2 protein-coding genes are annotated in these 15312 nt (G+C 41.1%); both read right to left on the reverse strand.

Annotated elements, in window-relative coordinates; genetic code table 11:
* Positions 1 to 3: 3 nt before the first annotated feature.
* On the reverse strand, positions 4 to 9207 hold the full coding sequence (locus P177_RS14650) for a hypothetical protein (RefSeq protein ID WP_245233089.1): 9204 nt from the start codon (positions 9205 to 9207) through the stop codon (positions 4 to 6).
* Positions 9208 to 9659: 452 nt separating this feature from the next.
* Positions 9660 to 15305 carry an FG-GAP-like repeat-containing protein gene (locus tag P177_RS19490; protein ID WP_051941861.1) on the reverse strand — a complete coding sequence of 1882 codons (5646 nt, stop codon included), beginning with the start codon at positions 15303 to 15305 and terminating at the stop codon, positions 9660 to 9662.
* Between the last annotated feature and the right edge of the window lie 7 nt (positions 15306 to 15312).

Here is a 15312-nt window from a genome sequence, read left to right on the forward strand (position 1 = left end):
TAATTATTTAGCAACAAAAACTACGTTTATCAATGTGTTATAATCCGTTGGTGCTGCAATAACATCATAAGTCATTACACCACTAGCATTAACACTTACGTTATCAAAAACAGTATCATCATAATGCGTTACGTAATAGTATAATTCTGTATTACTATATGTTGGTATTGCCGCTGGTGCTCCTGTACTAACTACATCGGGAGTACCATACTGATCAATATACTCTGCATATAAATCTATTGTTCTACCTGTACCAGTCGTTGCTACATCAACTTCTATAGATGGTGGATAGAAAATATCTGGTCTTGTATTCGCTATCAAATATGGGTCAGCTGATGTACCTGTTCCGCTAACACTAATGTCAGTGTCCGGCGCAGCTTCAACAATCGTTTCTGCACCGTTTGCTGTTGGTACTGATAAATTATAATTGATACCACTAGGAGTAACAGTTACAGAACCATCTGTTGATGTTATTGTTTGAATTTCGTTCGATGCATTTGAATCGGCATCATTTACATTTAAAGTAATAGCATTACCTCCTGTAATTGATATTTGACCAGCAACACCTGTTGTTGCCAATGTCTGGTCATCAGTTGCAGGATCACCCGCTGGACCTGCCGGTCCCTGTGCTCCCGTTGCTCCGGTCGCGCCATCGTTTCCATCAGCTCCTGCTGGACCTGCCGGTCCCTGTGCTCCTGTCGCTCCAGTTGCACCATCGTTTCCATCAGCTCCTGCTGGACCTACCGGTCCCTGTGCTCCCGTTGCTCCGGTAGCGCCATCGTTTCCATCAGCTCCTGCTGGACCTGCCGGTCCCTGTGCTCCTGTTGCTCCAGTTGCACCATCGTTTCCATCAGCTCCTGCTGGACCTGCCGGTCCCTGTGCTCCTGTTGCTCCAGTTGCACCATCGTTTCCATCAGCTCCTGCTGGACCTACCGGTCCCTGTGCTCCTGTTGCTCCAGTTGCACCATCGGCTCCTGCTGGACCTGCCGGTCCCTGTGCTCCCGTTGCTCCGGTAGCACCATCGTTTCCATCAACTCCTGCTGGACCTACCGGTCCCTGTGCTCCTGTTGCTCCGGTCGCGCCATCGTTTCCATCAGCTCCTGCTGGACCTGCCGGTCCCTGTGCTCCCGTTGCTCCGGTAGCACCATCGTTTCCATCAGCTCCTGCTGGACCTGCCGGTCCCTGAGCTCCCGTTGCTCCGGTAGCGCCATCGTTTCCATCAGCTCCTGCCGGTCCCTGTGCTCCTGTTGCTCCAGTTGCACCATCGTTTCCATCAGCTCCTGCTGGACCTGCCGGTCCCTGTGCTCCTGTTGCTCCAGTTGCACCATCGTTTCCATCAGCTCCTGCTGGACCTGCCGGTCCCTGTGCTCCTGTTGCTCCGGTAGCGCCATCGTTTCCATCAGCTCCTGCTGGACCTGCCGGTCCCTGAGCTCCCGTTGCTCCGGTAGCGCCATCGTTTCCATCAGCTCCTGCCGGACCTGCGGGTCCCTGTGCTCCTGTTGCTCCAGTTGCACCATCGTTTCCATCAGCTCCTGCTGGACCTGCTGGACCTGCCGGTCCCTGTGCTCCTGTTGCTCCGGTAGCGCCATCGTTTCCATCGGCTCCTGCTGGACCTGCCGGTCCCTGAGGTCCTTGTGCTCCCGTTGCTCCAGTTGCACCATCGTTTCCATCAGCTCCTGCTGGACCTACCGGTCCCTGAGGTCCTGTATCTGGATCTACCCAAGTATATGTTCCTGAGCCATCTGTAGAAAGTACTTGTCCGTTATTTCCTCCTGTTGGTAGTTCTATTTCATTATTTGGGTCATTATCCGCATCATCAACATTATCTACTCCGTCATTATCAACAGTAACCGAGTTACCGTCGATATCCTCGATAGTCGAAGTACCGTCACCATTATCGGCAACTGTCGTAATCTCGTTTCTTGGGTCGTTATCGTTGTTCGCAGGGAAGGTTACCGATAGATCAAAATCATCACCTGTTCTTACCACGCCTACAGAACCATCTCCTGATGCTACTGTCTGGATTTCGTTCGATGGATTGTTATCCGCATCGTCTACGTTATCAATTCCATCGTTGTCTACCGTTACCGAATTACCGTCGATATCCTCGATAATCGAAGTACCGTCACCGTTATCCGTAACTGTCGTAATCTCGTTTCTTGGATCGTTATCGTTGTTCGCAGGGAAAGTAACCGATAGATCAAAATCATCACCTGTTCTTACAACGCCTACAGAACCATCTCCTGATGCTACTGTCTGGATTTCGTTCGATGGATTGTTATCCGCATCGTCTACGTTATCTACTCCGTCATTGTCTACAGTAACCGAATTACCGTCGATATCCTCTATAGTCGAAGTACCGTCACCGTTATCCGCAACTGTCGTAATCTCGTTTCTTGGATCGTTATCGTTGTTAGCAGGGAAAGTAACCGATAGATCAAAATCATCACCTGTTCTTACCACGCCTACAGAACCATCTCCTGATGCTACTGTCTGGATCTCGTTCGATGGATTGTTATCCGCATCGTCTACGTTATCTACTCCGTCATTGTCTACAGTAACCGAATTACCGTCGATATCCTCTATAGTCGAAGTACCGTCACCGTTATCCGCAACTGTCGTAATCTCGTTTCTTGGATCGTTATCCGCATCATCAACATTATCTACTCCATCGTTGTCTACTGTTATAGAACCTCCATCAGCCAAACCGATTGTTGAAGTTCCGTCTCCGTTATCCGTAATAGTCGACGCTTGGAATGATACCGGTGCTCCGTTTTCATTCGTATATGTAAAACTACCATCGCCGTTATCCGCTAAAGTTGTTATCGTCTCTGATATCGTTACTGAGGCAACATTCAAATATAATGCTCCGTCAGTTCCAAAGGCTATGTCGTTATCTGCATTCGTACTAATCAAATTAACAGATTCTGTACCGCCTCCATCGGTAATCTCTAGACTACCATCGGTAATTGCACTTCCCGTATTGTATTCGTTTCCGATTACATTATCCGCATCGTCTACGTTATCTACTCCGTCATTATCAACAGTAACCGAATTACCGTCGATATCCTCGATAGTCGAAGTACCGTCGCCGTTATCCGCAACTGTCGTAATCTCGTTTCTTGGATCGTTATCGTTGTTAGCAGGGAAAGTAACCGATAAATCAAAATCATCACCTGTTCTTACCACGCCTACAGAACCATCTCCTGATGCTACTGTCTGGATCTCGTTCGTTGGATTATTATCGGCATCATCAACATTATCAATTCCATCGTTGTCTACAGTAACCGAATTACCGTCGATATCCTCTATAGTCGAAGTACCGTCACCGTTATCCGCAACTGTCGTAATCTCGTTTCTTGGATCGTTATCGTTGTTAGCAGGGAAAGTAACCGATAGATCAAAATCATCACCTGTTCTTACCACGCCTACAGAACCATCTCCTGATGCTACTGTCTGGATCTCGTTCGTTGGATTGTTATCGGCATCATCAACATTATCAATTCCATCGTTGTCTACAGTAACCGAATTACCGTCGATATCTTCGATAGTCGAAGTACCGTCACCGTTATCCGCAACTGTCGTAATCTCGTTTCTTGGATCGTTATCCGCATCATCAACATTATCGACTCCGTCGTTGTCTACTGTTATAGAACCTCCATCAGCCAAACCGATTGTTGAAGTTCCGTCTCCGTTATCCGTAATAGTCGACGCTTGGAATGATACCGGTGCTCCGTTTTCATTCGTATACGTAAAGCTACCATCGCCATTATCCGCTAAAGTTGTTATCGTCTCTGATATGGTGACAGAGGCAACATTTAAGTATAATGCTCCATCTGCTCCAAAAGCAATATCATTGTTTGTGTCAGTACTAATCAAATTAACAGATTCTGTACCACCGCCATCTGTAATTTGCAAACTACCGTCTGTAATAGCACTTCCTGTATTGTATTCGTTTCCGATTACATTATCAGCATCGTCTACGTTATCTACTCCGTCATTATCAACAGTAACCGAATTACCGTCGATATCCTCGATAGTCGAAGTACCGTCGCCGTTATCCGCAACTGTCGTAATCTCGTTTCTTGGATCGTTATCGTTGTTAGCAGGGAAAGTAACCGATAAATCAAAATCATCACCTGTTCTTACCACGCCTACAGAACCATCTCCTGATGCTACTGTCTGGATCTCGTTCGTTGGATTATTATCGGCATCATCAACATTATCAATTCCATCGTTGTCTACAGTAACCGAATTACCGTCGATATCTTCGATAGTCGAAGTACCGTCACCATTATCGGCAACTGTCGTAATCTCGTTTCTTGGATCGTTATCAGCATCATCAACATTATCTACTCCGTCGTTGTCTACCGTTATAGAACCTCCATCAGCCAAACCAATTGTTGAAGTTCCGTCTCCGTTATCCGTAATAGTCGACGCTTGGAATGATACCGGTGCTCCGTTTTCATTCGTATACGTAAAGCTACCATCGCCATTATCCGCTAAAGTTGTTATCGTCTCTGATATGGTGACAGAGGCAACATTTAAGTATAATGCTCCATCTGCTCCAAAAGCAATATCATTGTTTGTGTCAGTACTAATCAAATTAACAGATTCTGTACCACCGCCATCTGTAATTTGCAAACTACCGTCTGTAATAGCACTTCCTGTATTGTATTCGTTTCCGATTACATTATCAGCATCGTCTACATTATCTACTCCGTCATTGTCTACAGTAACCGAATTACCGTCGATATCTTCGATAGTCGAAGTACCGTCGCCGTTATCCGCAACTGTCGTAATCTCGTTTCTTGGATCGTTATCGTTGTTAGCAGGGAAAGTAACCGATAGATCAAAATCATCACCTGTTCTTACCACGCCTACAGAACCATCTCCTGATGCTACTGTCTGGATCTCGTTCGTTGGATTGTTATCGGCATCATCAACATTATCAATTCCATCGTTGTCTACAGTAACCGAATTACCGTCGATATCTTCGATAGTCGAAGTACCGTCACCGTTATCCGCAACTGTCGTAATCTCGTTTCTTGGATCGTTATCCGCATCATCAACATTATCGACTCCGTCGTTGTCTACTGTTATAGAACCTCCATCAGCCAAACCGATTGTTGAAGTTCCGTCTCCGTTATCCGTAATAGTCGACGCTTGGAATGATACCGGTGCTCCGTTTTCATTCGTATACGTAAAGCTACCATCGCCATTATCCGCTAAAGTTGTTATCGTCTCTGATATGGTGACAGAGGCAACATTTAAGTATAATGCTCCATCTGCTCCAAAAGCAATATCATTGTTTGTGTCAGTACTAATCAAATTAACAGATTCTGTACCACCGCCATCTGTAATTTGCAAACTACCGTCTGTAATAGCACTTCCTGTATTGTATTCGTTTCCGATTACATTATCAGCATCGTCTACGTTATCTACTCCGTCATTATCAACAGTAACCGAATTACCGTCGATATCCTCGATAGTCGAAGTACCGTCGCCGTTATCCGCAACTGTCGTAATCTCGTTTCTTGGATCGTTATCGTTGTTAGCAGGGAAAGTAACCGATAAATCAAAATCATCACCTGTTCTTACCACGCCTACAGAACCATCTCCTGATGCTACTGTCTGGATCTCGTTCGTTGGATTATTATCGGCATCATCAACATTATCAATTCCATCGTTGTCTACAGTAACCGAATTACCGTCGATATCTTCGATAGTCGAAGTACCGTCACCATTATCGGCAACTGTCGTAATCTCGTTTCTTGGATCGTTATCAGCATCATCAACATTATCTACTCCGTCGTTGTCTACCGTTATAGAACCTCCATCAGCCAAACCAATTGTTGAAGTTCCGTCTCCGTTATCCGTAATAGTCGACGCTTGGAATGATACCGGTGCTCCGTTTTCATTCGTATACGTAAAGCTACCATCGCCATTATCCGCTAAAGTTGTTATCGTCTCTGATATGGTGACAGAGGCAACATTTAAGTATAATGCTCCATCTGCTCCAAAAGCAATATCATTGTTTGTGTCAGTACTAATCAAATTAACAGATTCTGTACCACCGCCATCTGTAATTTGCAAACTACCGTCTGTAATAGCACTTCCTGTATTGTATTCGTTTCCGATTACATTATCAGCATCGTCTACATTATCTACTCCGTCATTGTCTACAGTAACCGAATTACCGTCGATATCTTCGATAGTCGAAGTACCGTCGCCGTTATCCGCAACTGTCGTAATCTCGTTTCTTGGATCGTTATCCGCATCATCAACATTATCGACTCCGTCGTTGTCTACTGTTATAGAACCTCCATCAGCCAAACCAATTGTTGAAGTTCCGTCTCCGTTATCCGTAATAGTCGACGCTTGGAATGATACCGGTGCTCCACTTTCATTTGTATAGGTGAAGCTACCATCGCCATTATCAGTCAAAGAAGTAATAGATTCATTAATATCTACCGCTGTTATACCTGGCTCAGAAATTGTAGCAATTCTATTACCCGCTGCTGTGTTGGTTACACTTACATCATCATCGGCAAGATTATCTACATACGCCTTATTAACCGCATCGTTTGCATTAACAGGTGCGCCTACATCTGTGATAACGATCCCTCCTGCACTTGGGTCTCTTAATAGCACATCTTCCAAATCTTGTAACTCGTTCTGATCGTCTTTATCTAAATCTAACGCCTCACTTGCCGTGATTGCATCTGACAATTCAGTATCAGTAGCGAACGTATTGTTCAAATCGACACCTGTTGCACCTGGTGCAGGATTCGTAAGTTCTAACGTAGTATTTGTTAATGATACGTCTGAAAGCTCATTTTCTGGATCTGGATCAGCATCTGGTGCTGCACTACCACCAACCTGTTGCCAAATTGTTCCATCCCATGCATATAATTGACCATTGTCTGTATCAACATAAGTATCACCAGAGTTTACACCATTTGTACTTGGTGGTCCTGAAGCTAATACTGCTAATTCGTTAGTTTCATCTTCATCGGAATCAGTAGAATTTACCGTATAATTTCCATCACCATCATCATCAACGGTTATAGCTCCTGTACCTGCAGTTACTGTCTCACTCAAAGATGATAAATCTACATTTGTAGAGCTTCCTCTTTCTATATCTATCTGTAGTTGATTTGACCCATTTAATGTCGCTCCTGTCAAATTCTGATTATCACTGCTATTATTTGCTAAATCTGCAATAGCTTCTTCAACTGTTGTTTCGTTCACAGTATCTCCATCAACGTCAATAGGAGTTGCTAAATTTATTTCTGATGCATTCTGATCATCAGTACCAACAAAAGAAATTGGAGTACCATCTCCATTACTAAATGTATACGTACTATCACCATTATCTATAAGTGTTGCTTTAGAAATAGTTTGCGTGCTATTATCTTCTCTAGTAAATGTAACAGTACCATCATTATTATCAACAATTGAAGTAATTGTTTCATTTACTGTGATAACATCTCCTGCAGCATTGGTAACCGTAGCTATCCTATTTCCTGCAATTATATCTGTAATTACAATACCATTAGTATTAATTGTACTCGTTACCCCTTCTTCATCCGTATACGTATATGTTCCGTCACCGTTATCTGACATAGTAGATACCGAAGTATCACTGATCGTAGTTACATCGCCATTGGCATCCGTAAAATCATAAGTACCGTCAAGATTATCTACCAAAGCTACCGTTCCTGCCGCTGCATTGATCTCGTCGATCGCATCTTGAACGTTCGTTGCCGTCAATAAAGATGTTGTATTATCGTACGGATTTGCATTTGCATTCGTGTCTATTGTTTGTACAGCTCCCGTTTCATCCGTATATGTATATACGCCGTCAACCGCTGGAGTCATCGTTGATATAGATGTATCGCTGATCGTAGTTACATCACCATTGGCATCCGTAAAATCATAAGTACCGTCCAGATTATCTACCAAGGCAACTGTTCCTGCCGCTGCATTGATCTCATCGATCGCATCTTGAACGTTCGTTGCCGTCAATAAAGATGTTGTATTATCGTACGGATTTGCATTTGCATTCGTGTCGATTGTTTGTACTGCTCCCGTTTCATCCGTATATGTATATACGCCGTCAACCGCTGGAGTCATCGTTGATATAGATGTATCACTGATCGTAGTTACATCGCCATTGGCATCCGTAAAATCATAAGTACCGTCCAGATTATCTACCAAAGCAACCGTTCCTGCCGCCGCATTGATCTCGTCGATCGCATCTTGAACGTTCGTTGCCGTCAATAAAGATGTTGTATTATCATACGGATTTGCATTTGCATTCGTGTCGATCGTGCTTACAGTTCCTTCTTCATCCGTATACGTATATGTTCCGTCACCGTTATCTGACATAGTAGATACCGAAGTATCACTGATCGTAGTTACATCGCCATTGGCATCCGTAAAATCATAAGTACCGTCCAGATTATCTACCAAAGCAACTGTTCCTGCCGCTGCATTAATCTCGTCGATCGCATCTTGAACGTTCGTTGCCGTTAATAAAGATGTAGAATTATCGTACGGATTTGCATTTGCATTCGTGTCGATTGTACTTACAGTTCCTTCTTCATCCGTATACGTATATGTTCCGTCACCGTTATCTGACATAGTAGATACCGAAGTATCGCTGATCGTAGTTACATCGCCATTGGCATTCGTAAAATCATAAGTTCCGTCCAGATTATCTACCAAAGCAACTGTTCCTGCCGCTGCATTGATCTCATCGATCGCATCTTGAACGTTCGTTGCCGTCAATAAAGACGTAGAATTATCGTATTCAATCTCTGAAGCTGTTTTATCCAAAGCTCCCAAGTCTGCGGTTACTACATTACCATTTTCAATTTCAAGGGATAAGATATTCGTAGTAGCATCAAAAGTAAAATTTTGTAATTGTTGAGCATCTGTAGACGTATACTCCCAAGAATCACCATCCCAAAAATAAATTGTACCAGTATCGGTATTCACATACAAATCTCCCAAGTCTGCTCCGGCAGGTGTTACGCCGCCTGGTACAGTAACGTCTGTACCTTGAAGCACCTCACAATTACATTGATCTTCTAAAGTCACAGTTGTTTGTGCCATAGAGATACCTGATATTAGTAAAGTAAATAACACCATTATAAATTTTATGGTATTACCTAGGGTTGTATTAGCTTGACTCTTCATACTTTTAATATTCAATTCCACCTTCAATAATTCGTTGGTCGTATAGGTTTTTCAAAATGTTCATTCCAAAAAGATCATATTCCTTTTTCATAATACGGATCTGTGGTATTCACAATACACAAATATTCATTATAAGTCGTGCACCTTAAAATAAATGTTGTGTAACTCAATAATTACGCTATATAGACTTATAAAGGTGAGGTGTGGAGTTGTTAAAACTTTGCAAATTGTTATTGTAGTTCGTCGATTACACACTGTTGTTCGGATAGTTTTTGGTGCTACGAAAAACCATAGACTTTTTGTTTACCGTTAAAAAATGTGATAAATAATTTAATAAAAACCGGAACATTTACTGCTAGCGGAATCTTCTTTTCGCTAAGCTTTTAAGCCATAAAAAGTAATGACTTAAAAGCCTTATTGATTACTAAATTATTTAAGAAAGCACCAGAATTTTAATTTGGTTTTATACGGTATGTTATACGTTTATTCGTAATAACAGTACGTACATTTACTAATAATAATGCAGCATTTGACGGCGTTGCAGAACAAGTTGTACTAGAGTTTGAAGCAAGTAATCTATAAGAATAGCCATCTTTTTGTTTACTCACATTTATCAATGTTAAAGTATCAGTTTGAGCTCCTGAATATTCAGAATTATCAACAATATCCGTATAGTTAATGCCATCAGTACTAACTTGCCATTGGAATGAGTCTGCATTTGTAACACTAGATGAGAACATGGCATTGTCTCCTGCAAAAACAGTTTGATTGACCGGTTGTGTGGTAAAACTAACCACCGGTATTGTATTAATCTCATATTCACCCAAATCTACTGGACAATTCGTATTTCCCCATCTTGTCCATACTTTATATGTACCCGATGGGAGGTCTGAAATTGTATAACTCCCACTAGAATCTGCTACGGTTGAGGTATACGTACCTTGATCATCTATACTAAATTGTATCCCCGATCTATTAGGATGATTCGGAAAACTAAAAGTAATTGCGCCATTGTTTAATCCACAAGTCGTATCAGTTGTGGTAACAGTCGCTGTTGGGGTAGAATAAATTATTACATCAACTGTATCATCATCACTACAACCGTTAGAATCTGTTACTGTAACCGTATAAGTTAACGTGGTATTAATAGTAGGGTCACCTACCGGTGTTACGGATATGGAAGGAGTTGTATCACCTGTACTCCACAGATAAGTATAGCCCGCTCTGCTACCACCAGAAGCAGATGCCGTTAATGTTGCAGATTCGCCATCACATATAGTTTTATTTGCTCCCGCATTCGCAAGTGGTGGAGCATTCTCTGTTACCGTTACTGCTGTTCTTGAACTACTTACACAACCTGTAGAGGTATTTTTAGCTTCTGCATAATAAGTACCTGCCGCCGTTGGTTGGTATGTTAAGCTATTACTTTGTAATAAATTACCTCCAGTAGAAGTATCATACCAGTCTATTGTTTCTGTTCCTCCACTAGTACTTGCAGAAATTTCAGGAATTGTATCTCCTTGACAATATTCTTGATCACCATCACTTGTTGGTGGATCTACAACGGGGCACACACAATTTGGTGCCGTAACAGATAAATCTCTACTACAACTACCTTGAGTTGCTGTAACGATAACATCTGTACCATCTGGCACATCTGCAATTTCCCAAACATTACCTGATAAATTGGTCACCGTACCGTCTGTAGCTGTAATTGTACCTACACTTACGGTAACCTCAAAAGTATAGGTTGTAGGCTGAAACAAGGTAAAATTACAACTTGGTGAACTTGTTACTGTTATTGATGGTGTTGGCTCTACTGTTATACTTACTTCATCAGAATCTGTACAACCATTACTATCTGCTACTGAAACGGTATAATCTACAACTACATTCCCACTAGTATTACCAGATGGTGACACAATTATCGATGCTGTTGTTTCTCCCGTACTCCATAAGTAAGTATATCCAGTACCACTACCTCCTGTAGGTGTAGCTGTAAGGGTAGCTGACTCGCCATCACATATAGTTTGGTCTTCGCCTGCGTCTACAGTAGGTACCTCAACACTTAATACTGCTTCATCAGATGTGGTATCTTCACATACGTAAGCAGAGTTGGAGACAACTACTCTATATCTATTATTATCATCGGATAATGATGGATTTGTTATGGTTAAAACATCACTATCTGCCCCAGAATAAATTCCGCCATTAGAAATGTCAGTCCAACTTCCGCCATTAAATTGTTGCCATTGATAACCATCTCCGTCTGATGTTACGGTAAAACTTGTTGACCCATCTGGGCATGCATTTGCATCTGTAGGTTCATTTGTAATACTTGGTGCTCCTTCAGCCTGCAAAAAATCATAAGTACCGTCATTATCACCATCTACTGGTGTAGCATAAGATGCTCCAGAAACAGAGCCATCATCATTTATTATTGGTGCTCCAGAACCATACATACCATTGTTATCTGAATCTGCATTGGTATCTGCATAGGCTTCATCTGTATCGTTACAACCATCACCATCACTATCATCATCTAAATGGTTTGGATTAGCATCGCCATCTAAATTACCTGATCTACATGCGGTAAAGACAAAGGCTACATCGTCAAAAATTGAATAGTTCTCTGATGAGTTATCTATTTGTCCATAAACAAAAAACCTAAAAGCATATTCCGTATTAGCCTCTAAATAAACTGAACCACCATCCAAATGTTGAAATGATGCATAAGTACCTCCATTATCTGTATGTAATACATCAGTAGAAAGTGTGTTCCATGCATTAGAACCTACTCTTGTAAATGCAGTTGCTGAACGATAAGAATCTCCTCTATTTGGTTGAAACCAACCTGACCTAATTTGCCTTAACTCAAACGAAGATACTTCTGTTCCTGTTGTAAAAGAGACTTCTATAAAATCTCCATTTACTAAAGCTTCTTCTTTATTTGTTGCTGTTATTGGATCTATACGTACATTACTACCATTTACTTCAAAAATTGAAGTATTTAATAGCATGGTTTCTGTATTATCTAATATCCAATCAGTAACTTCTGGAGTGTAATTGGCATCCATTTCTAAACCTCCGGCTGGGTTATTTAATGTCCAAGCAAACTCGTTAGATACACTTTCAATTGATTCTTCACAGTCAGATATTCCATCATTATCATCATCTACATCACAACCATCTGGTATGCCATCATTATCACTATCTATACTATCATCGAAATAAGGGCACTTATCATTTGCATTATTTACTCCATCTCCATCATCATCACATAAATTTGAGGTAACTGTATAATCTGCACTACTCCCTTTACCTTGCCCACCACTTACTAAAACAGGAACTCCATCATCGTCTACTGCACCAGCTATACTACCATTTCCGTTTAAATTAGAAAAGTCTAAATTATCATCACCCTCCAAGGCATCAAAACAACCATCACCATCACTATCCAAATCATAAATATCTGCTGTACCATCTCCATCAGAATCTGGACAACCTGTGTCTAACATTACATTATCAACATACATTCTATCATGGTTCGTTTCTGTTGCAGTGCCATTAAATCTAATTTCAACCGTACTACTTGATGGTGTAAACGAAAAAGTTCGAGTAGCCATATTCAACGTCTCATTTCCATTTTGAGAACGACCTCCATTATTGGTTACTATTTGATTTGAGGTTTCTGTGAATTGCTGAACACCATCTATTAAAATATTTAAGGTAACCTCTCTTCCATTGTTATTATCGGCTCCTAAATCGAAAGTTATGGTATTTACGGTACCTGCGGTTACATTAATAGTTTGGAAAAAACTTGCCGTACCCGTACCGTTCCATTCTGGGTAATATGCACGATTAGAATCTTTATTCCATTGTTGTCCTGAACCCGTCCATCCTGAATTAAAAATCCAATCTGTAAAATTTCCATTTTCTACCAAATCCGACGATGATGAACATTCGTCTGAATCTAATATCCCATCATTATCATTATCCAAATCACAGACATCATTAATACCATCGCCATCTGTATCTATACCTGTTGGATCGGTGCAAGGCTCAAATATTCGTACGGTGGCAGAATCACTCTTACCTAAGGAAGGACAAAGAGAATCTGTTGAGTCTGTAATCGTATAGTCAAAAGTAGTTTCACCAGGAAAAGGGGTTGCCCCGCTATAAGTATAAGTTACAAGTCCGTTTTCCGCATCATCAATGACTACGGAACCTACAGATGGTTGCGTAACACTTTCTATTGAAAAGTTATCTCCATCTGCATCAGAATCGTTCGTGAATAATTGTATCTGTACGGAAACAGAATTGCCATAAGTGACCTGAACCTCATCATCTTCCGCTACTGGTGCATTAGGGTTTTCTATTGCTTCTGCATCTGTAGTCGTAAGCTTGTAATGATTGGTACCAGCAATGGTACTTGGCTGTGCAATAGCCGTGGCAATAAGTCTTGAATACCCACTTGGATCTGACGCGTCATAAAAATTAGGATAGTGGACTTCTATAATATAGGTTTCATTTTCACCTAAAGGTAATCCAAAATGTACTTCTTCTGGTTGTTGGGTACCATGACCATATACGCCGTTTACCTGTCTTAATCCGCTAATTATATTTCCAGAACAGTCTCTAATCAATACATTTGTACCAATAGCTACCCTACCTAAAAATCCGCCTGTATTTCCATTGGCTCCCCTATCTTCGGTAACATCTATCAATAAGTGATTATTACGATTTGCTGCCGGTAAATTATTAATGTACAATTGATTGGCATTGTTATTTATATTGATGTAAATATCCAAATCGCCATCATCATCAACATCTACCATAGTAGTACCTTCACCATCTCTACCAGAATTGAATTGTTGCGAATCTAAAGAAAAATCCATAGCTGATCCACTACCTATTACACCCGGAGCTGGTGTGGGACTATTTAATTGATTGATGTATAAATAACTTCTGCTATTACCTACTAGGATAATATCTATATCACCATCATTATCAATATCTCCTCCGGCCAAGGCGTCTATTCTAGCACCAGAACTCCCATTGTCTAAATTACCAGGTTGTGGCAAACCAGGAAAAGAGCCTGCGCCTAATGCCGTAAATACTCCGCCACCGTCATTTCTATGTATTTGAGTTCGCCCATTTTCTGTCCAAACAGCATCTAAATCTCCATCGTTATCCAAATCCCAAAGTCCGTTACCTCCCTTATTATTATTTGATGCTTGACCTAAATCTGCACCGTTGGAAAAAGAACCTCCTTGATTCAAAAAGAAGTCATTTTCATCTCGTTTACGCATAAAAATATCTACCCAACCATCATCATTAACATCTGCTGCGGTACCATAATCACCATCTGTAGCAAATTGATTTAATCCGTATTCCGTAACATTATTACCATTTCCAGTTGTTATATGGGTAAATAAAACATTTGGAGCAGGATTAGCGACAGTATGATTGGTATGATCTATAAAATTATTTCTCAATAATTCAATACCCATATCATGGTTATCAAAGAAAATATCTAGATCGCCATCTCCTTCAAAATCAAAGAAACCAACTCCTTCCGTGTTTACATTTGGTATAACAATAGTTGCGCCTGATCTACCTATTGTTATTGGAGCTGAACCACCTATACCATCTCCAAAAATACCATTTGTATTTTGAATGAATATTTGAATTGCTTTTCTAGCATTATTATTACCTGAAGAGTTTATTAAAAAATCTGGTCGTCCATCATTATTAATATCTCCCCAGACTGCTTGCCTTTCTGCCCAATCACCTAACATACCCGGCACTAAAGTAGATTGCACATTGGTAAACGTATTGTTACCATTGTTGCGCATTAAAAAACTCTTTACTCCAGAACTGTTGTTATTCTCTAGAACAAGAACGTCTAAATCACCATCGTTATCAAAATCTGACCAGGCGTGTCCACCATCTTTCCTTTGACCTAAATCTAGACCATACGAAGCTGCACTTTCTGTAAAAGTGGTTTGTGCATGTAATTTTATGCTTGATAGTAAGGCAAATACTAATAAGCCAATATATCTTAATTTTATTCTCTTGACGAGAGAAGCCCTCATTTAAAAA

It is taken from the genome of Maribacter forsetii DSM 18668, from assembly GCF_000744105.1.
Taxonomy (GTDB): Bacteria; Bacteroidota; Bacteroidia; order Flavobacteriales; family Flavobacteriaceae; genus Maribacter; species Maribacter forsetii.